Consider the following 24,130-nt stretch of genomic DNA (forward strand, 5'->3'; position numbering starts at 1 on the left):
CTCGGGCGCCCCCGCCCCGTCCGCGATCGCCGCCCGCAACCGCTCCGCGAAAGCCGCATCGCGCGCCAGTCCCGGCATCAGTCGCGGCCGGCGGCCGCGCTGCGAGGGCGCCCTGCGCGCGCGCTCCTGCGCGAATGCGTCGATCGCGGCCTCGTCGTAGAGCGGGGAGTTGCCTTCTATGGCAACCGGCTCGGGGAGCAGAGGACCCTCCTGGCCGGCTCTGCGCAGCTTGTTGCTGATGGAGCGCATCTTGTAGACCGCGACGACGGACACGCCGAGCTTCTCGGCGACGTCCGCCGTGGTGAGGTGCCGTCCGGTCATCAGCGCTCCTCTCAGCTGGATGAATATAACCACTTTCGCGGTTACGGCGCGCCGCGGCAACCAGACCCAACTTGGTTGGGGATGCTGGGGCGCATGGCTAACAAGGACGCGGACGCCATCCGTGAGGAGCTCCGTCGCATCGGCCAGCAGCTCGCGCAAGCGGACGAGCTGCGCGAACGCCGCGGCAAAGTCGTCGACGAGGCGCGCGCGGCCGAGCTGACCCAGCGAGAGATCGCCCTCCTGCTGGGGATGACCGAGGAAGGGCTGCGGAAGGCGCAGAAGTCCTACCACGGACGCGGGCGCTCTTACGGCGGCCGCCTCGCGTCCTAGCGACCCCGCCAGACCTTCATGGAGCGCCCGTCGACTGCGAAATCTGATTGCAATTTTCAAGCACTCTTGACTAATATAACCTGACGAATGAGGGGGTGAGATGGACGAGCTGAACTACCGACCCAAGCCGTGGACGCCGAAGGACGTGCCCACGATCTGGGTCGACCAGACCACCGGCAAGGCGTCACCGACGCCGGCACGCCCGTTCGCCCCGTCATCGGCGAGCGCCGCAAGAACCCCAACCTGACGGACCTGCTCGACACGGCTGCCTCGTACGGCGCTAACCGCATCATGCTGACCGGGAAGCGCCCCGAGCCTGCGCCTGGCGTGCGGCACTGGCTGTACGTCCAGACCCCGAACTGGAAGCCCGGAGCCCACTGGGTCAACAACGGCCCGCCCACCGGTCGGTTCGAGCACGCGGTCACCCGGCTTCAAGATCGAAGTCCGCACCGCGGAGGAGTGGTTCGGCGACGGGCCGCTGACCCCTGCCCAGGCTCGTCTGGCCTGGAACGTCACCGCGTCGATCATTCGCCACGCCGACGAGAACGCGCGCCTGTTCAACAGCCCTGCCGCCACCGGAACGAACCTGTGGGCGCTGTCGCTGCCGAAGAACATCAACCCCGTGCCGGTCGAAGACGACATCGCCCAGGAGATCCACTTCACCTCGGGCCTGCACCACTACGACCACCTGGTCGCGGGGGAGTCGTTCGCCAAGCACGAGGACTGCGTCCCGCTGATCGACCCGGCCAAGACGAAGAAGATCAGCGAGTTCGCCTACGTCGACGGCCGGTTCATGTTCGCCGGCGTCGGGCGCGAGCTCGGTATCGGCCCCGCGATCCGGCTGAACCAGGCCGCCGCGTACGAGCTGCTCGAGCAAGACCCCTACGCGCGCGCCCGCTTCCACGTGCGGTTCCGCGTCCCTCAGGGCTGGAACCACGTTGGCCTGCTCGGTGTGAAGCACCTGGACGTTCGCGAAGGCTGGTTCTATCCGAACCGGCCCGGAGCGGTGCACGACACCTGGGCCGACGGCAGCGAGATCCACGTCGCCCTCAAGCACGGGTGGGAGATCCGCCCTCACGAGGCCGTGGTGTTCCGCAAGGCAAGCCTCTAGACACCTTCACCGAGCGCATGACGCGCGCCCGCGAGCGAGTCCAGCTGCAGGACGAGATGCACCCGGACCTGCGCCGCGCTGTGCTCGCCGCGCTGCGGAACATCATGCTGCACTCGATCGGTGCATTCGCCGCCGCGGGCCGCGACGAGACCCGCGTCGCCGCGTCGCCCGATGACGTCCCGCCCGAGTACAGGGCCAAGATGCTGCGACAGGGCAACCTCTGGATCTATCGCATCCCGTCGCGCCCGAACGACCGCACCCGAAGCTTCTACCACCCGGAGCTCGCCGCCCAGGTCTGGGGTCGCGCACGCGCTCGCGTCCTCCACGGCCCCAGCTCCCTCGGCGGCTACACCTCGGTGCTCTCACGGTCGACCCCTCGACGCTCATCGGCATCCAGGGTGATGCGATCTACACGACCAAGCTGCCGGCGTGGTCCCTGCCGGACCGGTTCATCGGCGGCGGCGACGACGGCAAGACCGGGCGCCTGCGCCTGCAGGGCTACCTCAACGGATCCTTCATCACGCCGGAGACGCTGCGGCAGCGTGACGCGCTGAAAGCACGTGCCGAGCGGGCCGGCATCGCCAAGGCGCTCGAGCAGGCAGAGGAGAAGGGCTGATGGCTGACCAGCAGCGCACCGCCCAAGACCTCATCCGCGATCTGCGGCGCAAGGGCATCAGCACGGCCGAGATCGCCGAGGAGCTGCACCGCTCGCCTCGAATGGTCCGCAAGATCCTCAACGGCGAAACCAGCGGCGCCCTCTACCGCCAGGCGCTCCAGGAGCTCGCTGACACCGGACGCCTCACCCACGTCCCGCCGCGGCGCCGGCGCAAGGACGGCTCGATCGCCCCCGTGCGAGGCAAGGCCGGCGCCAAGCCCGTCATCCCCGAAGACCTCAGCGGCACCTACGTTGAGGGTCGCCAGGGTGGTCGGCTGCGCGTCGACGTGGCATACGCCACCGGGGGCGACCGGTACATCGAGATGCGCATCCCCAAGGGCCGCACCGCGAAGGGCCGCGAGCAGGCGAACGCCGAACTGATCAAGCAGGTCCGCAACGCCGCCAAGGGCCAGTCCCACGACAAGCAGAAGCAGATCACCGCCCACCTGACCTTCTCCAACGGCCGCGTGATGGAGGTCAACTCGTACAACGCCTCGACGATGCTCAAGCGCATCCACGAGAACGGCGGCGACGCCCTCGGCTGGTTCCGCGAAGAGTCGAAGAACCGATACGTGAACCTCGACACCAGCCGCGACACCATCACCGGCGTCACCCTCAACGTCGTCAGCACGGCCAAGACGACCGAGTACCAGAGGCAGGCCGAGCGCGGCCGCACTCGCCGCCCCCGCTCGCTGTCGCCGGCGGAGCTCATCAGCATGGAAGAGAAGCGGCGCATCGAGGAGCGCCGCGCTCGCCGCCGTGGAAACCGAGGAGGTGGTCAGTGACCATGGCCGCCCCGAAGAAGCCCACAGCTGCAGCGAAGCCCCGCGCACGCAAGGCCGCGCCCCCCGCTGAGGAAGTCACCAGCGACGTCGACCAGGCAGCGACGTCCGAAGCACCCGCACGCGCACCTCGCGCAAGCCAGAAGCCGGCAGCGGCGAGCGCGACGCCTCCTGAGTCGGCCGAGGCGGAGACGCCACCGCCGGCGAAGAAGAAGCGGGGCCCTACAACGTCGTCTACGTCCAGAAGAAGCCCGTCTCGATCCGTCTCCCCGACGACGCGCTTGAACTGATGGACTGGGCCAAGCAGGATGCAGCCAGCCGCGGCGACCGCCTCACCAAGGACGAGATCGTCACCGTTGCGCTTCGCGCCTACTGGGGCCGCAAACGGCGCCGCGGGTAATGACCGTCTCCTGAGCTGCTGGCAGGGAAGTCGAGATGAGTGAAACTAACGGGCCGGCCGAGTTGCCGGTCTACTCGATCGCCGAGGCATTCGTGAAGCGATCCGGAATGTATATCGGGCAGCCCGTCACGTTCGAGCGAGTGCACACGTTCCTGCTCGGTTTCGAAACGGCGATGTTGTACGTTCGCGACGAGCTCGCGCGCGATCGCAATGCGTTTCAGCCCGTGGGCGTGCTCGGTCAGTTCCGGGAGCAGCTGCGATCCGAGGGGCGGCTCAGGTGGGACTCCTGGTCCCTGACGATCGTGGCGGAAGCGATCGGCTGGACTGGCGACGAGCCTCCGGCGATCGACGATCTGACCGAAGAGCAGCACCTCGAGGCAGTCCGGGACCTTCTCCCGTTGCTCGAGAAGGTCTTTGCCCTCCCCGCGGAGCTTGTCACCTCGCTCCGTGACTCCGCCTGAGAAGGGTAGGCACCCCACCGCTGTCGGTGTGTCGTCCCGCCCATCGAGTTCGAGAACGCGTTCTATGCTGTGCGGCGATGATCAACCTGACCGCCACCGTCCCGCTTGGACCGCTGACAGAACTTGTCGGACGATCCCTCTCGGCGACTGGGAGATGGGTCAACTCATCCGGTAGCGCCTACCTGTCATATCCATCACTCAGAGGATCCTGACCCGGACGAACGATCGCAGTCGCTCGAGGGCAAAGGACCCGTGCGGATGTCGCGCGTCACACCTCGACCTCGAACGGCAACTTTCGCAGTGTCGTCGCGGAAATCCCGGTGCTCTTGTACATCCGGGCGTGGGCGTACTGGATCTCCGGCAGCAGATCGATGCGGCCGATCGCCTCCAGCATGATCTCGTCGGCCTGACCGGTGAGATGACGCAGTTCGGGGATCGCGTACCCGCCCACGTACTTCCCGGAGTTGAGATCCCAGGAGCGCACGGCCGGCAGCGCCTCCTCGATCCTCTCGCCGAGCTCCACCAGAGCATCGAACGTGTCCTGCCCGTAAGCGTGCGGGGAGAATGGGATCTGCGACATCGTGCCCTTGGTGACGTTGAAGCAGTCGCCCGTGAACGTCCACCACAGGAACGCCAGCCGCGACGCCGCGATCGCGCTGGCCGCGAGCTGGTCCTTCCGGTTCTGAACGAACAGCTTCCCCTCGTTGAGGGGCACCGTGGCGTGCGTGGTCTTGTCGTAGGTGACCGGCGGCACCGTGTACGTGCTCAGGAAGTACGTGGCGGTCTTCTTGAAACCGACGGAGTAGTCGCTCACACGGACAAGCGGCGTCGAGGAGATCGTGCCCTTCGCAAGCAGCGTGTCGATCAGCTCGAACATCGCGTCGCTGCTGGCGCGCATCCAGTTCGGGGTCCGCGAGCCGGCGGGCCGAAGCGAATACCGCAGTGTCGCCATCAGATGCGGACGGAACGCCTCGATCCAGCTGTGGGTGAGCGTCGTGTGCAGCTCGGAGACGCTGCCATACCCGGCGGCGGTGATGATCGTGCTGCGCACCTTCACCTGGAACAGGGCAGCCGGGCGTTCCTGGAAGGTGCTCACCCAGATCGCATCGAACCGCCGCTCGTAGAACTTCCGCAGTGACTCGTCGCGATCGGCGAACTGGCTGCGGATGGGAACGATCAGGCTGAGCCGGCCATCCGGGCGCGTGATCTGCGCCGAGCGCTCGCAGCAGGAGGCGTAGATGTCGTCGACGTTGTCTGTCTCGAAGCCGGTGATGCGGTAGCTGAGCTCGCGCCGGTTGACGTAGGGTGGGTTGCCGATGACGACGTCGAAGCCGCCCTGATTGGGGTGTGACACGTCGCCCCGCACCGGCAAGAAGCGCGGCCCGTACAATGTCCAGCGCATCGAAAAACACCCCGCGACCTTCCGACTACCTCCGGACGTCTTCGAGTACATCAACCAGGCACGCGACGAAGCCGCGGCCCGTGGTGATCGCCTCACCAAAGACGAAGCGATCACCATGGCAGTCCGCGCGTTCTGGGGCGGCAAGCGCCAGCGCCGCCGCTGATCACCACACCGACATAACCGACGAAAAGAACTCTGGAGGCATCTGATGAGCCGTCGATCTATGCTCGAGCAGGAAACCGATCCGCTACACCCCGCGCGGATGCTACCGCGCACCTGAGACGAACGCGCGGTCCTTCACCGAGGATGGCTACATCTCGACATGATCAACCGAGGCAGCGAGAAGATTTCGTGCGAAGAGGTGGAGGACCTCGTCTACCGCTATGACAGCTTCGATCTAGCGGCCGCCGTCGCGATGCTCGACCCCGTGTTCAGCGAGCGGGTATGCGTCTACGTGAGTCTCAAGGAGGGCGGCCCGCTCGGGCTCGAACGGATCCGCGCCGCCATGGAGTCCGCCGGGGTGGCTAAGCATAAGCACCCCGAGCGGCTGATCGCCGTCGACGACATGCCCCTCACCAAGGTAGGCAAGATTGACAAGAGGGAGCGGAGAGGGCTTTGCCCGCCGCGACAGCGCCTAATGGGGCAGACGCTCAGCGCCCGCGCCGCCACGCGAGCCAGTGGCGGATGCTCTCCTCGAGCGCGTGCAATAGAGGCAACATCACCCAGATGACGCACGCGACGGTCAGTGGCGTCGTACATAGGATCTGGAGGTACGGCGGCAGGCCGGTCAGGAGCGGAGCGATGAAGTAGGCGTTGAACATGGCAGGCGGTACCAGCGCGATCCACACTAAAATCGCCGTCCACCACCGCGGGCGCGCGGGACCGGCCGTCGGGATTGCACCGGTGAGGGCGTCCGGAGTCAGTGGACGGGCCTGCCCGATCGTGAGCGGCACGGCCTGTTGCAGGTGCGCCTGCCGCTCCTTACTGTCCTCCCACCGGATGAGGTCATGGGGGGAAGCGAACGTGATCTCGACGACAACCTGGCGCCGGTGCCGTTCCGAGACTCGGACCTTCGACTCCCGGTAGCCGGGGAACGACTGGGCCCGGCCGGTGAAACCATGCGCCCACTCGGTGAGATCGTCCAGCCGCCCGGGGACGGCTGTGCGCGCCACCCGAGCCGTGACCGTGAGGTTATCTGGTTGCATGGTGTCCTCCCGGGGCAGAGGAAGCCCCGTCTCCCAGCGTATTGCGCCGATGACGCGGCACTGAACAGCTTCCGACCATCGGGGTCCGGATCAATAGCGCGAAATAGTGCTCTTCCGAGCAGTGGAGTGTCACCGCCACTGCCGCCTCACGCAGGATGGAAAGTTGAAAGACCTGGATCGACGGGGAGGTCATTTGCACGAGGCGTTTCGCTTGCTGCGGGAAGAAAGGCTCAAACGAGGCCGATACCATCGCCGAGCGACGGTGTATCACCCGGACGTAGAAGAGGTCGACCAGCTCTACGGTGTCCGGCTTCAGCTGGAGTCCTTAGGCGCGCGCCGGACGGTGGACGGATGCTGCGCTCCGAGATCGGCGCTTCGCGCGAGTACGGGACGCTAATGGATGCGGCGCTGGCAGTCGGTGACATGGACGCCTGGCTGGTGGCGCACCACGCGTTCCTCCGCTGCTGCGTCGCGCGTGCAGACATCCCGTTGGGGCGGGTAGTGGACTCCTACCCGGAACGCTGCTTACACATCTATCAGTTGTGGCACCCGCAGTCGTTCGCCATCGCTCATCGCGAGTACGAGGCCGTCCTCGAGTCGATCGTCAGGCGTCCGACGCCCAGGGGATCGATCTGTCGCCGCTGGCGACCCACGAGTTCGCCTTCGACGATGCCGCCGCCGCCTTCGAGCAGTCCCGCGACGCGTCCAGCAGCCTGAAGGTCCTGCTCCGACCGTAGAGCGCCTGGGCCGTCGGGGCCGTCACAGGGAGCCACGCGGGCGGCGTGGGGTGGCACGGGCTGCAGTGGCACCGCGGAGACGATCCTCCCGCCTGTCGGGTCGGCATCGGAGCGCGCGGTGCAGGAGGAGCGCGCCCACGTTGCAAGTAAGCTTTCTGCCGTGCAGAATCGACAGCTCGGGTCGCCGGGCGATCCACCCCAGTATCCGATCGAGTCGGTCGACAACGCGCTGAAGCTGATCCTGCTGCTGGGTGAGGAGCACGAGCTGCGGCTCACGGACGCCGGTGCCCTCCTCGGGGTGGCGACCTCGACCGCGCACCGACTTCTCGCGATGCTGGCATGGCGCGGCTTCGTGCGGCAGAACCCGGTGACCAAGGCTTACGGCCCTGGCCCGGCGCTGACGACGGTGGCCTTCTCGGTGCTGCGCAGGATGGATGTCCCGAGACTGGCGCAGCCGATCCTCGAGGACCTCAGCGCCGCCCTCGGTGAGACCTGCCACCTGGGCACGCTCGAGGGCAACCATGTCCGATTCCTCGCCGTTGCCGAGCCCGATGTGGCCGTGCGCGTGGTTTCGAGACTGGGCAAGACCCTGCCGGCGCATTGCACCTCGACCGGCAAGGCGCTGCTTGCCGAGCTGAGCGACGAGCAGCTCTTCCGGCTGTACCCGGACGAGCAGCTCGAGATCGTCACACCGAACTCCATACGTTCCCGAGACGAACTCGTCGCCGAACTGGTTCGGACACGACTGGACGGTTATGCCGTGAATCGGCAGGAAAGCGAGGACGGCGTGGCGAGCGTCGCGGTCCCGGTCCACGTCTCGTCGGGACTGCGACTGGCGATCAACGCCTCCGCGCCCGTGCAGCGGTTACCGCCGGGCAAGGTCAAGTCCCTAGCGCGGTCACTGCAGGACGCCGCGATCCGCCTCGCCGAACTGTTGGGGTGAACCGGCCCGGGTCGTCGTAGCGCCCATGGATGCGCTGCGCACGCGAACACGCCGCTGATGAGCGTGGCTGCGGGAGCGACCGACCCGCCGCCGTGGGCCTCAGTGCCCGTTGGCCGGATCGTCCGGGTCGCGGGCGGCTTCTTCGCCTTGATCCAGCCCACTCAGCGTCGCCATATCCTCCGAGCTGAGCGTGAAATCGAAGACGTCGATGTTCTGCGCGAGATGCTTCTCATCGCCGGCGCGCGGGACGGGAACGATCCCTTCCTCGATGTGCCAGCGCAGTAGGACCTGTGCGGGCGACTTGTCATACTTCGACGCGATCGCGGTCACCGCGGGATCGGACAGCAGGGCTCCTCCGCGTCCGAGCGGGCTCCACGCCTCGGTCAGGATGCCGTGAGCGCGCTGGAAGCTGCGCTGTTCGACACGGGCGATGTCGACGCTGAGCTGGATCTGATCGACGTCGGGGACGACACCGGTCGCGTCGACGACGCGCTGAAGGTGGTGAGACTTGAAGTTGGAGACGCCGATCGCCTTCACTCGTCCCTCTTCGAGCAGTCTCACCAGACCCTTCCACGCTTCGACGTATCGGTCGAGGGCCGGAACCGGCCAATGGATCAGGAACAGATCGAGGTAGTCGACGCGAAGGGTCTTCAGCGATCGGTCGTACGCGCGCTGCACTCCCTCGACGCTGTGGTCCTCCTTGTTGAACTTGCTCGTGATGAAGACCTCGTCACGAGGGATGCCCGATGCACGCAGACCGGCACCGACGGCCTCCTCATTCGCGTACTTGTACGCCGTATCGAACAGGCGGTAACCGTAGCCGACCGCCTTCTCGACCATCGTTGCGCACATCGTCTCCCGTGAGTGGCCACGTGCCCACCCCGATTCGCGGGATGCGGTGACCGTGCAGGAGGGGGAGGGTGGTGTCGTCAGCTCTCATCGGGCGGCCGCCTTCGCCGGAGCCGTGCTCGAGGGCTCGAGGAGGGCGCGCAGCCGATGTATCAGCTCGTCCGCCTTCGCTCGCGAGGCGACCGAGCGGCGGGCGTCGACGAGGGCACGCGGCCAGTTCACGATGACGGCACCTTCGGCCTGCCCTTGGCTCTCGCCGTACACGACGGCGAAGCGGTCCTGCGCAGGGTCGCCCACCATCGTCCAGTGATCAGATCCGGTATGCCCGACGATCTGGATCTTCCAGTCGTACTGGTCGCTCCAGACATACTCGGTCGTGTCGTAGTCCTCGCAATCATCAGGGTGGACGATGTTGTGTGCGACGACGCGAGCCTGATCAACGGCATTGGTCCAATGTTCGAGGCGCAGCGAGACGTTGCGCGACGCACTCGCCCAACGTGCGATATCGCCGACGGCAAAGATCTCAGGATGCCCGATGGCCCGCAGCCCAGAGTCGCAGGTCACCCCGTTGTCGAGTTCGATGCCGGAACCCTCGAGCCACTCTGTGTTGACCACAGCTCCGATACCGACGAGAGCTGCATCGGCCTCGATGATCTCGCCGCCATCGAGCACCACGCGCACCCCGTCTGCCGTCTGTTCGACGCCTTCGACTGTCCTTCCGAAGTACTCCTCGACGCCCTCCTGGGCATACTTGCGGCTGAAGATCTGGCCGACTTCGGCATTGAGCACCCGCGACATCGGCGCCGGGAACGGGTCAACCATGCTGACCCGTACGCCCGCCGTGATCGCCGTTGCGGCAGCCTCCCCCCCGATGAAGCCTGCGCCGATGACCACAAGGTGCCGCGCTGTGGCCAGCTCATCCCGCAAGCGCTCGGCATCGCCGCTGGTACGCAGCAAGTGAATATGCTCACCTTCACCCCACGGAGAGCGACGGGCGCGTGACCCGGTGGCGATCACGAGTGTGTCGTATGAGACGGCTGTACCGTCCTCGAGCGTCACAACCTGGCCTTCGAGGTTGAGGGATGCCGCGGGCGTGCCGAAGATTGAGATGGCTCCGATCCCCCGCGTCTCGTGCTCGGAGAGAAGCTCGATCTCGTGTCGCGCCGTCTCACCGGTGAGGTACTTCTTCGAGAGCGGAGGTTTGTCGTAGGTGGGATGGCGTTCCTGGTCAATCAGGACGATCTCGCCCTCGAATCCCTCGCTTCGAAGGGCTTGGGCGGTCTTGAGCCCACCAACAGAGGCGCCGACGATGACGACCCGCGACACGTCAGTCCTCCACAACCAAGGCGGAGACGGGGCAGCTGCGCGCCGCCTCCTCTACTCGCTTGCGGTCACTGTCGGGCAGGTCCTCGCGCAGAACGATCACTAGGGCGTCGTCATCTAGGTCGAAGTAGTCGCCCGCGGCGACAACGCAATTGGCGTAGCCCTGGCAGGCGCTGCGGTCGGCGATGATCCGTGCCATCGGTCTCTCCTTTTCTACTGCGGTCGCATTTCGGGAAACATCGGCTGGTCAGGCCGCGCGATCATCTCGGAGAACGTCTGCGTGGTCTGCCAGGTCAGGGCCTCGAGTTCCATGGGGTCGATCGCGATCCACTGGCCAGTTTTCGGGGCGTCGATCAGTAGCCTCGTGCCGTTGTGAGTTTCCACGCGGCGCACTTCGATCTCCGAAAACTCGTTGGCGATGACGAGCGGCTCTCCGACGGTGCGGGCAATAAGACGCTCGCGCTCCGCCGCCGCAGCCGCCGCGGCATCACGATCGACGTCGGCACCCTCCCAGTCGAGGCCGCTCACAGGAAGATCGCCAGGTTCTGGGTGCGGAGCACCGACTCGTCCACCATGATCACCCGACGTGCCAACTGCAGGTCGTCACCGACGCGACGCAATACGTCCTCGCGGTGAGCGGAGATGATTGACGGCTCGTTGACGTCTCCCCGGCTGCGGAACAGCAGGACGGCGGAGTCGACGATGAGCTCGTCCTCGACCGAGGACAGGAACACGCGCACGTTCGTCACGTAGTGACGCAGGCGTGAGGGAGGGTCCTCCGTCCAAGCGTGTTCAGTCAGGAATCGCGCGACCCGGCGGCTGAGCGAGTACTTATTCTCGTCCCAGTGCGACATCCCCCTCGCCGTCGTGAAGGAAGACCCGAGAGCCGTCGTCTGACGCACCGGCATGATGTAGTGAATATCCTCTGTAAGCGTCTCAAGCCAGTGCTCGTACCGTTGCTCGTCGAGGGTGTAAGCCTCTTCAATCAACCAACGATGCGCCTCGAGATGCAGTTCGTCGGAGAACAGTAGGGACCGCCCGACTCGATCGGCGCGCGTGGCGTGGGCGCCGAGAGGCGATTGCTCGGATATCTGGACACCGGTCTCGGTGTTCATCATGCGGGTGCCTCCCCGTTGTTGGTGATGCCTGTACCGATGCTCGCGACCTGCACCTCGACTTCGTCATCGGTGTCGAGGTAGTCGGCCCAGCGATCGAGCAGATGACGCTGGTTGTACTCGCCGTAACCAACGTGCGCGACGCCTGGACCGGCGAACTGTTCAGGCGTCAGCGCAGCGACGACCGGAGTGTCGTCTTTGAGAGTCCCCATCCGACTGTTGAGCAGGAGCCGTCGAGCCATCGAACCCTTGGCAGTCGTGGTCAGCGAGACCCAGTTCTCGACATCGTCCTGCTCGAACATTCCCGTGCTACCGAAGCACATAAGGTAGGCCTTGTACGAGAGCTCCTTGAACTCCTCCGGCGCCTCGGCATCGACCGCGAACCAGGAGTAGACCTCCGTCTCGTTCTCGCTAATGGGCTGCCACGAACGGATCGAGATGAAGGGCAGCACGTCGTCCCCGTCCTCCACCTTCGGCCAGTTGTGCACGAAACTCATGTTCGGGAAGAGCGATGCCGCTGAGATCATAAACCCGTCACGGCCAATCACATCGAGCTGCTCAGGCGACCATTGCTCCTTCATCCGCTCGATCATCGCGTCGGGATATCCGACGTAGCGCAGCCGCTCCTCGAGGCTGCCCGGCGGGAGCTTGTAGGTCGTGCCGCCGCCGTTGCCGGCCCAGTACGTGTTGCCGTCCTTGCGCTTCTCCGCCTTCGGCTCACGGAACAACCCGATCTCGACGACCGAGGTGTGGGTCTGGGGCGTGTGATACATGTCGCCGGCGAAGTTCTCGGCGCCGATCTTCCAGTTCGCGTTGACGCGCCACCGCTGCGGGCCACGCAGCTCGATGCCCTTGGCGCTCTGCCCGGTGTAGTAGTCGAGGTAGAACGCGAAGTCGCCGATGTATTCCCGCAGGGTCGGCGCGTTCGGGTCCATGCTGATGAAGATCAGACCGTTGTATGTGTCCAGGTTCGGCGCCGGGAGCAGTCGTGCACCCTTCTTGTTGAACCCTGCCTCACCCCCGTAGGCCTCCTCGTGGAACGGGAGGCCCATAATCCGGCCGTCGTTGCGGTATGACCACCCGTGGTAGGGGCAACGGAAGTGGGAGGCGTTGCCGACCTCGGCGCGGCACACCTGCATCCCGCGGTGCAGGCACATGTTGAAGTGCGCCCGAATCTCACCACTCTCATCGCGCACGACGATAAACGAGTCGTCGAGCACATGCCGCACCACGTAGTCACCGGGCTGAGGGATCTCGGATTCATGTCCGACGAAAATCCACGCGCGGCTGAAGAGCTTGCTCTTCTCCTGCTCGAAGATCTCCTCGTCGTTATAGATGTGCGCCGGGATCATGCCGCGCCGCACGTCCTCGAAGATCGTCGTCTTGCTCGCCATTGGGTCGCTGCTTCCTGATGTCAGAGTCCTATTCCGCGCCTTGAAGATGATGTCGGTCGAGACCGGTTTTCTTTAAGACAGAATCTGATTCTGCTAGATTTTCCAGGAATTCGCAATCGGAGATCACGCCTCGAAGGAGAAGTGGATGATGAACGACTACGTCGACGAACGCATGCTCGTCGCCAATGCTTGCCGCGTGCTCGCGGTCCGGGGGCTCGTGGACGACATCCTCGGGCACGTCAGCCTGCGGGTCGACGACGACACCGTCCTCATCCGAGCCCGCGGACCGCAGGAGCGGGGGCTGCGGTTCACCACCGCCGACGACATCCTCGCCGTGCCCCTTGAGGGATCGTTCGAGCTCGCCGGCGGGTACCGGGCGCCGAACGAGCTGTCTCTGCATCTTGAGCTGCTGCGCCGCAATCCTGCGGCTCGATCCGTCGTCCACGCGCATCCGCCGGCTGTCGTCGCGTTCTCGCTGACCGGACGGACGTTGCTACCGATTGTCGGTGCCTTCAACATCCCCGCTATGCGGATGGCGCGCGGCGGCATCCCCGCGCACCCCTCGTCTGCGCTGATCCGCAACCACGCACGCGCGACGGCCATGGCGGACGATTTCGGCACGCGGCCGGTCGGCATCCTGCGCGGTCACGGCCTCACGGCCGTCGGCGAGAGCGTCCCGCAGGCCGTCATCCGCGCGATCAATGTCGACAGCCTGGCTCGCGTGCACCTCGCCGTTCTGCAGGCAGGGGCCGAGCCTATGCCGATCGATGACGACGATCTCGCCGACCTGCCCGACCTGGGTGACGCATTCAACGACGGGCATCTCTGGCGATTCCTGCTGCAGGAACTTGCTGAGCAACGGCTCCTGCTGTAGTCGGGCCATCACAGATGTCCGGAGCCCGGGTCGCGATCAACTGCACCATCCTCACCGCCGCAGGCGCACATTTGGACCGAGCCACTCCGTCACCAGGGTGAGTACCGCATCGCTGTTCGACTCCTGCATCAGCATGTGGCCGTTGCCAGCCACGTTCGCTGCCGTCAACGCGACGAACCTGACATCGCCGCCTCGCTCGGCGAGCCAGTCAGCAGTCGCGCGGTCCGACTCGATCGGATGATCGGTGTCGTGGGTACCGACCATCACGAGGGTCGGTAGGCCGTCCAACTCCCTGTCGCCGATATGGACCTGCGCACCGCGGACGTTCTGCCGCTCGAGGAGGAGCCCGGCTGGGATTGGCACCAGCTGCGAACGGAGCTCGTCCAGGTGACCGGGTGGGAACTGCTCGCTTGCACCGACCAGCTTCGCCTCGATGAACTCTGGTCCGGGATGCCACCAGCCGCGACGGGGAAGCCTCCAGGTGAGCGGGCGTCCCTGGACGACGATGTGATCGGCGTCCTCTTCCAGCACGGCGGGCTCGGGCTGGATGTCCCCGGGGGGAGCGGGTGCCAGCGCGACTAGGGCGATCAGTGAATCCCGATGGTGGAAAGCGACCCGATAGCCGAAAGCGGCGGACATGGAGTGGACCACGAGGACGACCGGGCCGCCGAGCGCAGCGATTAGCTCGACGATCGCGCCGGCGACCGCCGCCCCATCCAGCCGCGTGTCGGGGTCCCATGCGCCGCCAGCCGACAACCCAGGCCACGTCATCACGACCGCGCGGTATCCGGCTTCGGCGAGACGGGGTGCCCACCCGGGTCGCCCGCCGATCGCTCGACTCCAGCCACCGGGGCCCACCCCCCCGCCGTGAACGAGCAGCACCGTCGCACGGGCGGGGCCGCCGGGCAGCCATTCGGCGTAAGCGACGGTCCCAGCGGAAGTCGCGAAAGAGCGAAACGTCGTCACGACATAACGGAGACGATGGCTGCTGCCAGCTCCACCGGGCGCGTCAACATGGCCTGATGGCTCCCCGGCGAGCTCGCGGTCGTCGGGTTCGTGAGCCGGTCTGCTGATGCGCGGTACAACTCCTGCGGCACAGCCCGATCCTCTTGCAGGAAGATGTAGCCGCTCGGCACGTCACCGGTGCCGGCCGTCCGAAGACGGATCGGCTCGTCGAGCCAACCGCCAGGCGACGGCACCAGACGAGGCTCGACCTGCGCGTGAAGCTCCTCCGATCCGTCCTGCAAGAAAGCCGTCATGAATAGCTGCGGCGGGATCGGCACGCTCTGGTCGGGCGAGGACGCGGCTGTGCCACGGGCGAAATTCGCCAACTCGGCGGGGAGGATCGCATTGATCGACTCGCCGTCGGCGAGTACCCACGCGTCGATGAAGATCGCCTGCTCCACCTGCTCCGGCATCGCCTCAGCTACGAGTTGGATGAGCGGGCCGCCGCCACTGTGGCCGACTACGACGAACCGGTCCCACCCCTTGTCGGCGATCCGGCCGATGAGATTGTCCGCCATGGTCGAGAGCGTGACACCTGCACGGTCGTCGTTGTCACCGTGACCCTGCAAGGTTGGGGCCCATACCTCGTGGCCTGCCTTCGTGAGCTCAGCGACAACGCCGTCCCACGCCCAACCACCCTGCCAACCTCCATGAACCAAGACGATGCGCATTCTGGAACTCCTTTGTTCACCGACGGCGGGTTCCGTCGGATGGAATCCCACTCTACCTAGCAGAATCTGTGCAGAACAACAGTCCTGTTCAATCCCTTCAGAAAGGGTCATTCGTACTCGTCGAGCTTCCGGAGGACGGTCTATCTGAGCGGCGTCTCACGGAGGTCCTGCAGCATGATCGCCCGGTTCAGGGGCGAGATGCATTGCGGGACCTCTCTGGCCAGCGTGACCGCCACTGCGCCGAGCGGGGTGCCGGATCCATGTGAGTCGCGTCGACACGAATCCGGAGATTGTGCCGGCGCCCAGCACGATGAGGGAGTTGACGATCATCCTGACGATGATCTGAACTCCGCCGAGAACGAATCCCTGAGCGGTCGTGTTTCCCTGCCCGTGATCTATGAACTGCGGGATGATCGCGAGTTACATGACAGCGGCCTTGGGGTTGAGCAGGTTGGTGACGAGCCCCATCCGGAACAGCTTCGACCGGGAGTCGCGCGCGTGGGATTGTGTCTCGAATAGCCCGTTGCCGCCGGGGCGCAGGGTTGCGGACGCCAGCCACGCGAGATAGAGCACTCCAGCGGCTGTCCCGGTCCAGCTCACCTTGACAGGGCTCTCAGGGGTGAGTGCTCGACCGGACGATCCCCCGCGGACTCGCCATGGAGCCACGGCCAAGGAATGCGGAGATCGAGGACGCCGGTCGCGCTGAGCAACACCGGGATGAGGAGAAGAGTGAGCCGCCCCGTCGGCGATCGCCCTCGCCTCTGAACGGCGCGGCTGCTCACTCGTTAACACACTCTAGGTCGATCTGCCTGCCGCAAGCGGGGTGACGTCCCCTGGGGTGGTGTAGTTCTCGGTGCTGGGTGTCACGTCGAGGACGTGGTGAGCCATCGTGCGATGGTCAGTGAGAACCGACTAAAGCTACTCACAGAAAGACACAACGCACGATGGCTCTAGACCAGTCTGCCCTCCTCGAGCTCCTCGGGGAACTGAAACTCACCGACGTCACCGACCGGATCCGGACAGCGACCGAGACGCTCTATCAGGAGCTGATCGACGCGGAAGCGGCCGCGTTCATCGGCGCCGCCCCGTTCGAGCGCACCCCGGACCGGGTCACGCAACGCAACGGCACCCGCCCGCGGACGCTGACAACCACGGCCGGGGAACTGGAGCTGCGGATCCCGAAGCTGCGGCAAGGTTCGTTCTTCCCGTCGCTGCTGGAGCGGCGCCGACGGGTCGATCAGGCCCTGTTCGCGGTCGTGATGGAGGCCTACGTCCACGGCGTCTCGACACGCAAGGTCGACGATCTCGTCAAAGCGCTCGGCGCGGACACCGGGATCAGCAAGTCTGAAGTCTCCCGGATCTGCGCGAACCTGGACGAGGACGTCGCCGCGTTCCGGGACCGGCCCCTCGCCGACCAGGCCTACCCGTATGTGTTCCTCGACGCGACCTACTGCAAAGCCCGTGTCGGGCGCCGGGTCGTCTCCCAAGCCGTGGTCGTCGCCGTCGGGGTCGCGCAGGATGGGCGCCGTGAGGTGCTCGGGTTCGAGGTCGGGGAGACCGAGTCGCAACCGTTCTGGACGACTTTCCTCCGCTCGCTGAAAGCCCGTGGGCTCGGCGGGGTGAAGCTGGTGATCTCCGACGCGCACACCGGGCTGGTCGCCGCGATCCAGACCGTGTTCCAAGGCGCCAGCTGGCAGCGCTGCCGGGTTCATTTCATGCGGAATGTGCTCACCGCGGTCCCCAAGACCGCTGGCCCGATGGTCGCGTCGATCATCCGCACGATCTTCGCCCAGCCCGACACGGAGCACGTGTTCGCGCAGTTCCACGAAGTCGTGCGCATGCTGACCCGGTCGCATCCGAAAGTCGCCGGCATGCTCGAGGACGCGCAAGACGAGCTCCTCGCGTTCTGCCAGTTCCCGTTCCAGCACTGGCGTCAGATCTGGTCCACGAACCCCCTCGAACGGGTCAACAAGGAGATCAAACGCCGCACCGACGTCGTCGGAACCTTCCCGAACCCTGCCGCGCTGCTCCGCCTCGCCGGGCACGTTCTCATCGAGCAGCACGACGAATGGGACGGCGCCGACCGCCGCTACTTCAGCGAACACTCCATGGCCCTGCTCCTCACCGAACCCGAGGAGGTGGCCATCCCGGAACTGACCGCGGCATAATCAAAAACAGCTGACCCGCACGGTGTTGAGAAACTCCACCACACAGCGGGACGTCACCCAAGCGGGCATCTGAGTTGAGTCGGACCAACTGTAGGAAAATGCCATTTCGCGTGGAATCCTGGCCCTGAAACCGTTGCCAACTACCGTGGAATCGCGAGGGGTTCATGCCATCTCGAGCGGGAACCTACAATGCCGCTTTCCTCGAGGAGGATGCGACCGTGAGGATCCTCGCGGTCGGTACAGACGACTATGAGGTGTTCCCCTCGGCGCTGGCGCACGAGATCGCCCGAGGTCTCTGACGCGCTAGAGGAGCGCGGTGTCCACGCGGCAGCACTTCTGCTGCGCGTAGGGACGGTCACTCAACGGGATCCAGCCCTCTTCTCCTCGGCGGAGGAGGCGCGGGTGTCCGGGCTCGGTCTCAGCAGTCATGTGTGGGCCAGCGTTGGTCCAGCAGTTCTGTGCGCGCGTCTCGCACCACAGCGCGAGTCGCGCTTCGCGGGGGAGACATGCCCGGTGCGTCCACCAGGCGCGCTTCTCCCCGTAGGGGCCGAATTGGTGCCCTTCACTGTGGGCGATTGCGTCGTGGACAGCGCGGAACACGTCGTTGGCGAGCATCGGCGCGCGCTCTCCCGAGGGGAGGGTGACGGTCACGGTGCGTGCCATCGGGTGGTCCGGCGGTAGAGCGCCTTCGGTGTGCTGCGAGACCTCGGTGCGGAAGTAGAACAGATGCTTGTTCTGTCGCAGATCGTCGAGCATCGCGGCGGAGTCGGCATAGGGCTGCTCGGCCTCTCCGTGCCAGGGCTCGAAGGTGTAGCCGGCTTCCGTGAGCATGTCCCACTGCGCGCCGATGTGCTGGCGCAGGCTTCGGTAAGACCGGGCGACCTGTGGGTGGGTGGGTTCGTGCGCTGCGGCCGCGTAGGCTCGCGCTGCAGCGATGTCGTCGAGCTCGGTCAGCCGGGGGATGGGTTTGCGTTGCGGGAACCCGTGCGCGTCGGCGTATCGCTCTCTGAGCGATTGGATCTCCTTGATGGGCTGGTGGCGCTGGTAGCTGTCGGTGCCTGGCACGAACGCGACGTGCGCTCGAGCGAAGGTGGGCGACGTGCCGAGACGTGCGGCGATCGCGTTCACGGCGGATGCCGGCAGCGGGTACTCGGCGGGTTCGGCGATCTCGAGCTTGCCGTCGTAGAGCCTGCCACCTGGTGCGCCGGCGGCGCGGAGGATGTCGAGAGTCTCCTGGACTTGCAGCTGCGAGCCGGTGTCGGCGGCGAAGCTGTAAACCCGGTCAGGTCCGTCCGGGTCGAAGTACCCGGCCATGATGCTGTCCTGCTCATACCGTCCTGCGAGCTCTCCCGCCCAGTCGGTGACCTGCTCGAAGCTGTCCGCACGGACGATGTAGGCGCCGGCTGGTTCAGATGCGCCTTCCCAGAGCCCGTCTGCGTGCTGCAGTTCCGAGATCTCGATGCCGTGGCGTTCCGCGGCGGCGCGGAGGGTGTCTTCGTACTCGATCCACTCGTCGGTGTCGTAGTAGCTGGGGCGGGAGCTCATTCGCATCAGCTCGCCAGAGACCGGCCGGACGGGGTTGCCCCGATGAAGGCCTCGAGCTGCTTCTCGGCGTTCTGCTCACGCTTCTCCGCACGCCGACGCCGCTGCCCTGCGGCTGTCGACGACGGGCACCGTCGCCCTCCGTGGTCGATGTCGTCGCACATGGCCTCTCCCGTTCGTCTGCTGGGTATAGGCCGGTGTTGGGGGTGTTCGCGGACAGAAATCGGGCCCCGCCGGTGAGCGGGGCCCCGAGGAGTGCGGTCGAGGTCTGGGTCAGCCGTTGAGCTCCTCCCAGACCTGGTACGCGCGGTGAACTCGGGGCTGTCATCGTTCCCCTCATTGATGAGCTGGTCGAGGTACTCGTCGAGCTCGGCCTGCGAGAGCTGGCGTGGATCCTTCATGACACGGACCCATCCGCTACCGGCGGGCAGCTGCATCGGGCGCGTGGCTGCTGGCCTTTCCAATTGCCGGTGTAGAACAGCGCGCACGGCCACTCATGCTCGCCGCGGCGCCGCGGCCTCGGGACGGCGACCGTGAGCTCACTGCCCAGGTTCAGCGCGTCCATGATGTCGTCGGCGATGAAACCTGCCTCTTCGTCAGGCTCGTCGGTGTGCTGCTGGATTATTCGCACGATCGTCGCGCGCACATCCAGAGTGACGGACGACGGCGCAGCCCCGGTCATCGGGTGTACTCGCTCGGTGAGGGGATCGGCAGGTCGGGGTCGCGCAGCTCGTACTGCCGGTCCTCCACGTAGGCGGCGTACTCGTCGGCGAACTCACGCGCCTCGGCCTCGTTGTGTCCGTCCTGGCGGGCGTGATCGAACGCCGCCCGCCACTGCTCCCCCACTGCGCGATCGCGCAGCGCCGCGCTGACACCATCCATCAGCTGACCGGCCCGCACGGACGCGAACCGCAGATCCCCTTCGGCGAGGGCGAACAGGATCTTCTCGATGCCTTCGATGGCGGGTGCGGGGATGGTCAGGGTGATGTCGTCCGCCGGCGTCGTGCTGGCCGGTGCGGAGGCGCCAGAGTGCGTCGGAGAGGGTGAGTGCGCGTTGGCGCTGGATGGGGGTAAGGAGGGAGCTGTCGGTGCCGGTCGTGGTGGGGGCGGGGTTAGGCATGCTCGGCCTCCTCTGTGGGCGGATTCATGATGATGAACCCTGTGCCGGTGGGCGGCTGGTCCTGGCGCAGTCCGATGATCTCGGTGTCGTTCGCGTCGGTGTCGTTGAGGGTTCTGCGTGAGCAGGTCGGCGTACTCGTCCGGGGTGAGTGCCTGGACGGCCGCGGCGTCGGTGACGTCGACGGGCTTGCCGTTGACGTGGAAGATGCGGGTCATGGTGCTCCCTGGTAGTGCGTCGGTGGTGTCCATCTTCGTCGCGGGTCAGTGGAGGTCGAGTTCGACGCTGTCGGCTTCGAGGTCGGGGATGGTCTGGTCAGGGTGGCTGAACGTGGCGGCGGGGGCGTGGACGGTGACGCGGTCCCCGCGGTGCGTTGTCAGTCGGAGCAGCTCGGCGAGGGCGCCGTTGGCGTGGACGTTGTAGGGGCCGGCGTCGGTGTCGACGCGGAACCCTACTCGTGCTCGGCGGTCGGGGAGGCGGCGGACGAGGTGAGCGGGGTGCGGATGGTTCCTGTGATGGTGACCGCGGTGCCCGTGGGGGCGGCGGTCTGGGTGATGGTCATGGCGTTTCTCCTCAATCGAACAGTGAATGTGACATTCACTGACTATACGCCTGCATGCCCGGTGGGGGAACCCCCGTGCATGGTGTTGCTGCAGGCCCTTCTTGCTGGGTATAGGCCGATGTTGGGGGTGTTCGCGGACATCCGGGTTGTGGAGGTCGGTGCGGTCAGTCGTCGGGGCCGCTGTCGGGTTCGTCGCACGCGCCGCTGTTGATGGCGTCGACGCCGACTTTCGTGAGCACCCAGCCGGGTTCGACCCACGAGTAGCGTTCGATCAGTCCTCGCCTGCGGAGGGACTGGATGGTGCCGCCGGGGATCCCCAGGCCTGTCGTGTCGAGGTAGCTGGCGCCGCCGGAGAGTGATCGGCCATCGGCGATCATCCGCATGGTGACTCGTTGGGACCAGTTCAGCGGCCGGGCGTTCTGGCGGCGCTTGAGCTCGGTGGTGGCGCATCGCGTGGCGTCGGCCTCGGTGGTGTGATGGTGGGCGCAGCGCCACACTCGTTCGCCGGACTGGTGGGTGTCTTTGTCGGCGACGTCGTCGATGACGCCGCGCAGCGCGCCTCCTGGGCGTCCGGGAGTCCATGATGACCAGCTGGCGGTCAGCATGCGATCGCCGCGGTCAGCTCGGGGTGAGGATGCCGGCTTGCTGGTCTGCACGCACGGCTGCGCCGCAGTCTTTGCAGGTCACGTCGGCGATCGTGGTGGCTGCCGATGACGTCTTGCGTCCGCAGTAGCCGCGTTGCCCTGTGGCGGTGGCAAGGCAGGTTCGGGCGGTGCTTTCCTGTGTCATTGGTGGGGCCTGTCCTCGCAGCTCGAGCAGAGGTCGGGGTGCCGTCGTCGTTGACCCACCAGCAGCCGCCGAAGCATGCTCGCTCGTCGGTGCAGCCGCAGACGTGACAGGTGCGCACGAGCTCGAGGAGCACCTGGTCGATTCCGCCTTGGGCGCCGAGCTCCGCGCCGAGCGCGGTGACTCGTGAGATCACGTCCTCGGGTGCGGTGCTGGGCACTTGGATCGTGATGGTGGTGGTAGGTGTGGTGCGGTCGTTCATGGTGGCCTTCCTGATGTTGGTGTCAGGCGGAGCGGGCGAACTTCGTGGCTGCGGTAGTCGGCTGCAGGGCGAGCAGTCGTCGTGCTTTCTCTGCTTCGATCTCGCGGGGCAGCTCTCCTTTGCGGGTGCCTGAGCGGCCGTAGAGGAGGATCTTCACGCCGGTCTTGGACACCTGTGCCTGGTCGGCGATCTCGAGGACGGTCATGCCGGATGCCATGAGCTGGCGGACGTGCTGTCGGATCGGCTCGGCGGGCACGCGCGGGGCCTGCGGGGCGATGCCGGCCTCCCGGCGTCGGCGCCGTTCCTCAGCCAGTGACGCATCGGCGCACGAGATCTCCGCGGGGCAGTGGTCGCGGTCCTTGCAGCCGAGCTGGTAGCCGTAGGCGGTCCCGTGGTGCTCGAGCGGGATGCTCTGCGCCTTCCGGTTCGCCATCCACTGCCGGTGATACTCGCGGCCGGCTTCGATGCACTCGGGGCGGTCGCAGCCGCGCGCTCGGCATGCGTTGGTGCCGTGCGGCTGCAGCTGCCTCGGCTGCGAGGTTCGGGCAGCACGCGCGGTCCGAAGTCGCGGTGTGCGTGGCCTGGCCGGTGGGGAAGGGCGATCGTGGTCTGCGAGGGCGTCGACGGCGGACTGGTGCCGCAGGGTTGCCTCCTGCAGCGCTCTCTCGATCACCCCTCCGACGGAGAGGCCGGTGCCGGCGGCGATGGTGGCCGTCTTGAGGGTCTCGGCCGCGGCGCGCAGCTGGCCGCGCAGCTCTCGGTGGTCTTTGCGCCACTGCTCGAGCTCGTCGACGTGACGATCGAGGTCCGCTTCGTAGCCGTCGAGTGCCTCTGAGAACGCGCTGGCGAGCTCTGCGGGGAGCTTCTCGGCGTCGCTGCGTGCCTTGTCGAGCCACTGGTAGCCGGGATGGGTGCGCGGCCGCGGCGTCGACGGGCGAGGCCGTGCGGTCGGCGCCGGCGCCGGCGCCTCCTTCGGCATGCGCGGGGGTTTGGGTGTGTTGGCGCGCGCCGGCTTCGGTTTGGGGGTCGGCTTGGGTCGACGGGGGCGTGTGGCTTCGACGGCGGCACGGCGCTCTTCTCGAGCGGCGATCTTGTCCCGTTGCCGCGACTCGGCACGCGCGGCCTCGTCGCGCTCGAGGATCTCGGCGAGCGGTGTGCCGGCGTCGATGAGCTTCGCGAAGGAGTAGTCGCCCACGTAGCGGGTGTGGACGGTGCGGCAGGGGATCAGCGCGGGGCACGCGGCAGTGCGGCATCCGTGGCGGTACCCGTCCGGGGTACCGTGCGGGAAGCGGTCGTCGAGGAGATCGAGGGTGGACATGACGGTCGACCTCAGTAGCGGAGGAGCTTCGCGGTGACCAGGTCAACAGTGCTGCCCGCTGCGGGGCGTTGAGCCGTGAGAAGTGCGCACCAACGGTGTCTAGCGCCGTGGTGAACTCCTCGGGCAGACCGTCGAGATCCCGCTTGATGCGCCGCTCATTCGCATCCCGCTGCGCCTCCGCTTGATCGGCCACGCGCCACTCGTCGGTGGCGGCTGTGTCGGCGTATCTGCCGGTGATCCGTGGCGTGTACTGTCCGCCCGTGTAGAGCACGGTCGGCTCGCCGGCGGGGCGGGTGATCGTGATGATCGCGCCCACCGGAGCCGACGTGTACGGCTTGTACGAGCCGAGCTCCTTGCTGGTGAGCTCACCGTCGTCGAGCGTCCGATACCAGTGCGCGAGCTTTCCATTACTCGCGGCCTTGCGGCCGACGTAGACGACTTCCTCGGTGACGGTCGCTGCCTCTTCGCTCATTGGGGAGCACTCCTCGGATCAGTAAGAAAGTAGTGAATGTGACATTCACTGATACTAGAGAGGTTGCAGGGTCTTCGCAACCGTCGTCGTCGTCACGTCGACGGGCCGCTCTCGACGCTCGTTGACGGGAATCATCCGCACGGGCTCGTCGCGGGGAGCTTCGATCTCGAAGCCGCACGCGCCGCAGCTGTGCAGCCCGATCCCGTCGACGTCGTCGGAGGGGATGTACATGGTGGTCGGCTCTTCGCACATAAGGCAGCGCATGGTGATCTCCGTTCGCGTGGTCAGGCGCTTGTTGCCGGGGTGATCGGTTGGACGGTGGCGG

32 protein-coding genes are annotated in these 24,130 nt (G+C 66.4%); 12 read left to right on the forward strand and 20 right to left on the reverse strand.

Annotated features, from left to right (window positions below):
* A partial coding sequence (locus AB1285_RS26395) for a helix-turn-helix transcriptional regulator (RefSeq protein WP_429978221.1) occupies window positions 1-321 on the reverse strand: 321 nt, incomplete at its 3' end.
* 93 nt (window positions 322-414) lie between these two features.
* On the opposite strand from AB1285_RS26395, the gene AB1285_RS26400 reads away from it, so the two are divergent.
* From AB1285_RS26400 to AB1285_RS26425, 6 genes are all read left to right on the forward strand, one after another.
* Window positions 415-651, forward strand: coding sequence for a hypothetical protein (locus AB1285_RS26400; RefSeq protein ID WP_043340519.1), 237 nt, complete (start codon window positions 415-417; stop codon window positions 649-651).
* Between the two features lie 100 nt (window positions 652-751).
* Entirely contained in the window at window positions 752-898 is a 147-nt protein-coding gene (locus tag AB1285_RS26405) for a hypothetical protein (RefSeq protein WP_429977926.1), read from the forward strand.
* A 375-nt stretch (window positions 899-1,273) separates the two neighbouring features.
* Window positions 1,274-1,762: a hypothetical protein gene (locus tag AB1285_RS26410; RefSeq protein WP_429978222.1), complete on the forward strand. Its 489-nt coding sequence runs from the start codon at window positions 1,274-1,276 to the stop codon at window positions 1,760-1,762.
* A gap of 17 nt (window positions 1,763-1,779) precedes the next feature.
* Window positions 1,780-2,316 (forward strand): hypothetical protein, encoded by a 537-nt coding sequence (locus AB1285_RS26415; RefSeq protein ID WP_429978223.1) that lies wholly within the window; start codon window positions 1,780-1,782, stop codon window positions 2,314-2,316.
* A 61-nt stretch (window positions 2,317-2,377) separates the two neighbouring features.
* Entirely contained in the window at window positions 2,378-3,202 is an 825-nt protein-coding gene (locus AB1285_RS26420; RefSeq protein WP_047801722.1) for a hypothetical protein, read from the forward strand.
* A gap of 432 nt (window positions 3,203-3,634) precedes the next feature.
* Window positions 3,635-4,060: a hypothetical protein gene (locus AB1285_RS26425; RefSeq protein WP_005050749.1), complete on the forward strand. Its 426-nt coding sequence runs from the start codon at window positions 3,635-3,637 to the stop codon at window positions 4,058-4,060.
* A gap of 268 nt (window positions 4,061-4,328) precedes the next feature.
* Here the strand turns inward: AB1285_RS26425 and AB1285_RS26430 are convergent, their stop codons facing one another.
* Window positions 4,329-5,414, reverse strand: a complete 1,086-nt coding sequence (locus tag AB1285_RS26430) for an SAM-dependent methyltransferase (protein WP_039712022.1) — start codon at window positions 5,412-5,414, stop codon at window positions 4,329-4,331.
* On the opposite strand from AB1285_RS26430, the gene AB1285_RS26435 reads away from it, so the two are divergent.
* Together AB1285_RS26435 and AB1285_RS26440 are read left to right on the forward strand one after the other, a co-directional pair.
* On the forward strand, window positions 5,401-5,625 hold the full coding sequence (locus tag AB1285_RS26435; protein WP_039712023.1) for a hypothetical protein: 225 nt from the start codon (window positions 5,401-5,403) through the stop codon (window positions 5,623-5,625). The two genes, AB1285_RS26430 and AB1285_RS26435, sit on opposite strands and share 14 nt — an antisense overlap.
* Window positions 5,626-5,784: 159 nt before the next feature.
* Window positions 5,785-6,192, forward strand: a complete 408-nt coding sequence (locus tag AB1285_RS26440; RefSeq protein WP_005050745.1) for an AMP-binding enzyme — start codon at window positions 5,785-5,787, stop codon at window positions 6,190-6,192.
* Here AB1285_RS26440 and AB1285_RS26445 read toward each other — a convergent pair.
* The gene (locus AB1285_RS26445) at window positions 6,113-6,667 is read right to left on the reverse strand and encodes a hypothetical protein (RefSeq protein WP_005050743.1); all 555 of its coding nucleotides are present in this window, start codon (window positions 6,665-6,667) and stop codon (window positions 6,113-6,115) included. The genes AB1285_RS26440 and AB1285_RS26445 overlap by 80 nt on opposite strands.
* Window positions 6,668-7,018: 351 nt before the next feature.
* Here AB1285_RS26445 and AB1285_RS26450 point away from each other — a divergent pair, with 351 nt between their 5' ends.
* Both AB1285_RS26450 and AB1285_RS26455 read left to right on the forward strand, forming a co-directional pair.
* The gene (locus AB1285_RS26450) at window positions 7,019-7,384 is read left to right on the forward strand and encodes a hypothetical protein (RefSeq protein WP_135012837.1); all 366 of its coding nucleotides are present in this window, start codon (window positions 7,019-7,021) and stop codon (window positions 7,382-7,384) included.
* A 180-nt stretch (window positions 7,385-7,564) separates the two neighbouring features.
* On the forward strand, window positions 7,565-8,347 hold the full coding sequence (locus AB1285_RS26455) for an IclR family transcriptional regulator (protein WP_039712028.1): 783 nt from the start codon (window positions 7,565-7,567) through the stop codon (window positions 8,345-8,347).
* A 99-nt stretch (window positions 8,348-8,446) separates the two neighbouring features.
* Here the strand turns inward: AB1285_RS26455 and AB1285_RS26460 are convergent, their stop codons facing one another.
* The 6 genes from AB1285_RS26460 to AB1285_RS26485 form a co-directional block, all read right to left on the reverse strand.
* A complete protein-coding gene (locus AB1285_RS26460; RefSeq protein WP_248276811.1) occupies window positions 8,447-9,187 on the reverse strand; it encodes an aldo/keto reductase family protein in 741 nt (246 codons plus the stop codon).
* Window positions 9,188-9,283: 96 nt separating this feature from the next.
* Window positions 9,284-10,522: an NAD(P)/FAD-dependent oxidoreductase gene (locus AB1285_RS26465; RefSeq protein WP_005050737.1), complete on the reverse strand. Its 1,239-nt coding sequence runs from the start codon at window positions 10,520-10,522 to the stop codon at window positions 9,284-9,286.
* 1 nt (window position 10,523) lies between these two features.
* Window positions 10,524-10,718 carry a ferredoxin gene (locus tag AB1285_RS26470; protein ID WP_005050734.1) on the reverse strand — a complete coding sequence of 65 codons (195 nt, stop codon included), beginning with the start codon at window positions 10,716-10,718 and terminating at the stop codon, window positions 10,524-10,526.
* A 14-nt stretch (window positions 10,719-10,732) separates the two neighbouring features.
* Window positions 10,733-11,047 (reverse strand): hypothetical protein, encoded by a 315-nt coding sequence (locus AB1285_RS26475; RefSeq protein ID WP_005050731.1) that lies wholly within the window; start codon window positions 11,045-11,047, stop codon window positions 10,733-10,735.
* The gene (locus AB1285_RS26480; RefSeq protein WP_005050730.1) at window positions 11,044-11,637 is read right to left on the reverse strand and encodes a 3-phenylpropionate/cinnamic acid dioxygenase subunit beta; all 594 of its coding nucleotides are present in this window, start codon (window positions 11,635-11,637) and stop codon (window positions 11,044-11,046) included. Before AB1285_RS26480 ends, AB1285_RS26475 begins: the two co-directional genes overlap by 4 nt.
* Window positions 11,634-13,028, reverse strand: coding sequence for an aromatic-ring-hydroxylating dioxygenase subunit alpha (locus tag AB1285_RS26485; protein WP_005050729.1), 1,395 nt, complete (start codon window positions 13,026-13,028; stop codon window positions 11,634-11,636). Before AB1285_RS26485 ends, AB1285_RS26480 begins: the two co-directional genes overlap by 4 nt.
* 145 nt (window positions 13,029-13,173) lie before the next feature.
* Between AB1285_RS26485 and AB1285_RS26490 the strand changes: the two genes are divergently transcribed.
* Window positions 13,174-13,902, forward strand: a complete 729-nt coding sequence (locus tag AB1285_RS26490) for a class II aldolase/adducin family protein (protein ID WP_005050727.1) — start codon at window positions 13,174-13,176, stop codon at window positions 13,900-13,902.
* A 51-nt stretch (window positions 13,903-13,953) separates the two neighbouring features.
* Here the strand turns inward: AB1285_RS26490 and AB1285_RS26495 are convergent, their stop codons facing one another.
* The 3 genes from AB1285_RS26495 to AB1285_RS26505 form a co-directional block, all read right to left on the reverse strand.
* A complete protein-coding gene (locus tag AB1285_RS26495) occupies window positions 13,954-14,868 on the reverse strand; it encodes an alpha/beta hydrolase (protein WP_005050725.1) in 915 nt (304 codons plus the stop codon).
* Entirely contained in the window at window positions 14,865-15,578 is a 714-nt protein-coding gene (locus AB1285_RS26500; RefSeq protein ID WP_005050723.1) for an alpha/beta fold hydrolase, read from the reverse strand. Before AB1285_RS26500 ends, AB1285_RS26495 begins: the two co-directional genes overlap by 4 nt.
* Before the next feature lie 420 nt (window positions 15,579-15,998).
* Window positions 15,999-16,370, reverse strand: a complete 372-nt coding sequence (locus AB1285_RS26505) for a LysE family translocator (RefSeq protein WP_363250050.1) — start codon at window positions 16,368-16,370, stop codon at window positions 15,999-16,001.
* 152 nt (window positions 16,371-16,522) lie between these two features.
* Between AB1285_RS26505 and AB1285_RS26510 the strand changes: the two genes are divergently transcribed.
* Window positions 16,523-17,746, forward strand: a complete 1,224-nt coding sequence (locus AB1285_RS26510) for an IS256 family transposase (protein ID WP_370428831.1) — start codon at window positions 16,523-16,525, stop codon at window positions 17,744-17,746.
* A 303-nt stretch (window positions 17,747-18,049) separates the two neighbouring features.
* On the opposite strand, the gene AB1285_RS26515 is transcribed toward AB1285_RS26510, so the two are convergent.
* The 8 genes from AB1285_RS26515 to AB1285_RS26550 all read right to left on the reverse strand — a co-directional run.
* Window positions 18,050-19,291 (reverse strand): hypothetical protein, encoded by a 1,242-nt coding sequence (locus AB1285_RS26515; RefSeq protein ID WP_254385480.1) that lies wholly within the window; start codon window positions 19,289-19,291, stop codon window positions 18,050-18,052.
* A 5-nt stretch (window positions 19,292-19,296) separates the two neighbouring features.
* Window positions 19,297-19,452, reverse strand: a complete 156-nt coding sequence (locus tag AB1285_RS26520) for a hypothetical protein (protein WP_429978224.1) — start codon at window positions 19,450-19,452, stop codon at window positions 19,297-19,299.
* Between the two features lie 233 nt (window positions 19,453-19,685).
* Complete coding sequence (locus tag AB1285_RS26525) at window positions 19,686-19,970, reverse strand: hypothetical protein (protein WP_005050718.1); 285 nt, start codon at window positions 19,968-19,970, stop codon at window positions 19,686-19,688.
* Entirely contained in the window at window positions 19,967-20,623 is a 657-nt protein-coding gene (locus AB1285_RS26530) for a hypothetical protein (protein ID WP_429978225.1), read from the reverse strand. Before AB1285_RS26530 ends, AB1285_RS26525 begins: the two co-directional genes overlap by 4 nt.
* 508 nt (window positions 20,624-21,131) lie before the next feature.
* Window positions 21,132-21,572: a hypothetical protein gene (locus AB1285_RS26535; RefSeq protein WP_005050713.1), complete on the reverse strand. Its 441-nt coding sequence runs from the start codon at window positions 21,570-21,572 to the stop codon at window positions 21,132-21,134.
* 13 nt (window positions 21,573-21,585) lie between these two features.
* Window positions 21,586-21,756 carry a hypothetical protein gene (locus tag AB1285_RS26540; RefSeq protein ID WP_429978226.1) on the reverse strand — a complete coding sequence of 57 codons (171 nt, stop codon included), beginning with the start codon at window positions 21,754-21,756 and terminating at the stop codon, window positions 21,586-21,588.
* 281 nt (window positions 21,757-22,037) lie between these two features.
* Window positions 22,038-23,333 carry a hypothetical protein gene (locus tag AB1285_RS26545; RefSeq protein ID WP_193599313.1) on the reverse strand — a complete coding sequence of 432 codons (1,296 nt, stop codon included), beginning with the start codon at window positions 23,331-23,333 and terminating at the stop codon, window positions 22,038-22,040.
* A gap of 526 nt (window positions 23,334-23,859) precedes the next feature.
* Window positions 23,860-24,130: hypothetical protein (locus AB1285_RS26550; RefSeq protein WP_429978227.1), on the reverse strand; the 271-nt coding region annotated here is incomplete at its 5' end.

The organism is Microbacterium sp. NRRL B-14842 (genome assembly GCF_050470785.1).

What these genes read in the sequence shown, in the direction of transcription:
- AB1285_RS26400 (WP_043340519.1), top strand. Translation starts at nt 415, where the DNA reads ATGGCTAACAAGGACGCGGACGCCATCCGTGAGGAGCTCCGTCGCATC.
- AB1285_RS26405 (WP_429977926.1), top strand. Translation starts at nt 752, where the DNA reads ATGGACGAGCTGAACTACCGACCCAAGCCGTGGACGCCGAAGGACGTG.
- AB1285_RS26415 (WP_429978223.1), top strand. Translation starts at nt 1,780, where the DNA reads ATGACGCGCGCCCGCGAGCGAGTCCAGCTGCAGGACGAGATGCACCCG.
- AB1285_RS26420 (WP_047801722.1), top strand. Translation starts at nt 2,378, where the DNA reads ATGGCTGACCAGCAGCGCACCGCCCAAGACCTCATCCGCGATCTGCGG.
- AB1285_RS26425 (WP_005050749.1), top strand. Translation starts at nt 3,635, where the DNA reads ATGAGTGAAACTAACGGGCCGGCCGAGTTGCCGGTCTACTCGATCGCC.
- AB1285_RS26440 (WP_005050745.1), top strand. Translation starts at nt 5,785, where the DNA reads ATGATCAACCGAGGCAGCGAGAAGATTTCGTGCGAAGAGGTGGAGGAC.
- AB1285_RS26445 (WP_005050743.1), bottom strand. Translation starts at nt 6,667, where the DNA reads ATGCAACCAGATAACCTCACGGTCACGGCTCGGGTGGCGCGCACAGCC.
- AB1285_RS26450 (WP_135012837.1), top strand. Translation starts at nt 7,019, where the DNA reads ATGCTGCGCTCCGAGATCGGCGCTTCGCGCGAGTACGGGACGCTAATG.
- AB1285_RS26460 (WP_248276811.1), bottom strand. Translation starts at nt 9,187, where the DNA reads ATGGTCGAGAAGGCGGTCGGCTACGGTTACCGCCTGTTCGATACGGCG.
- AB1285_RS26470 (WP_005050734.1), bottom strand. Translation starts at nt 10,718, where the DNA reads ATGGCACGGATCATCGCCGACCGCAGCGCCTGCCAGGGCTACGCCAAT.
- AB1285_RS26480 (WP_005050730.1), bottom strand. Translation starts at nt 11,637, where the DNA reads ATGATGAACACCGAGACCGGTGTCCAGATATCCGAGCAATCGCCTCTC.
- AB1285_RS26485 (WP_005050729.1), bottom strand. Translation starts at nt 13,028, where the DNA reads ATGGCGAGCAAGACGACGATCTTCGAGGACGTGCGGCGCGGCATGATC.
- AB1285_RS26490 (WP_005050727.1), top strand. Translation starts at nt 13,174, where the DNA reads ATGATGAACGACTACGTCGACGAACGCATGCTCGTCGCCAATGCTTGC.
- AB1285_RS26500 (WP_005050723.1), bottom strand. Translation starts at nt 15,578, where the DNA reads ATGCGCATCGTCTTGGTTCATGGAGGTTGGCAGGGTGGTTGGGCGTGG.
- AB1285_RS26510 (WP_370428831.1), top strand. Translation starts at nt 16,523, where the DNA reads ATGGCTCTAGACCAGTCTGCCCTCCTCGAGCTCCTCGGGGAACTGAAA.
- AB1285_RS26515 (WP_254385480.1), bottom strand. Translation starts at nt 19,291, where the DNA reads ATGAGCTCCCGCCCCAGCTACTACGACACCGACGAGTGGATCGAGTAC.
- AB1285_RS26520 (WP_429978224.1), bottom strand. Translation starts at nt 19,452, where the DNA reads ATGTGCGACGACATCGACCACGGAGGGCGACGGTGCCCGTCGTCGACA.
- AB1285_RS26525 (WP_005050718.1), bottom strand. Translation starts at nt 19,970, where the DNA reads ATGACCGGGGCTGCGCCGTCGTCCGTCACTCTGGATGTGCGCGCGACG.
- AB1285_RS26530 (WP_429978225.1), bottom strand. Translation starts at nt 20,623, where the DNA reads ATGACCCGCATCTTCCACGTCAACGGCAAGCCCGTCGACGTCACCGAC.
- AB1285_RS26535 (WP_005050713.1), bottom strand. Translation starts at nt 21,572, where the DNA reads ATGCTGACCGCCAGCTGGTCATCATGGACTCCCGGACGCCCAGGAGGC.
- AB1285_RS26540 (WP_429978226.1), bottom strand. Translation starts at nt 21,756, where the DNA reads ATGACACAGGAAAGCACCGCCCGAACCTGCCTTGCCACCGCCACAGGG.
- AB1285_RS26545 (WP_193599313.1), bottom strand. Translation starts at nt 23,333, where the DNA reads ATGTCCACCCTCGATCTCCTCGACGACCGCTTCCCGCACGGTACCCCG.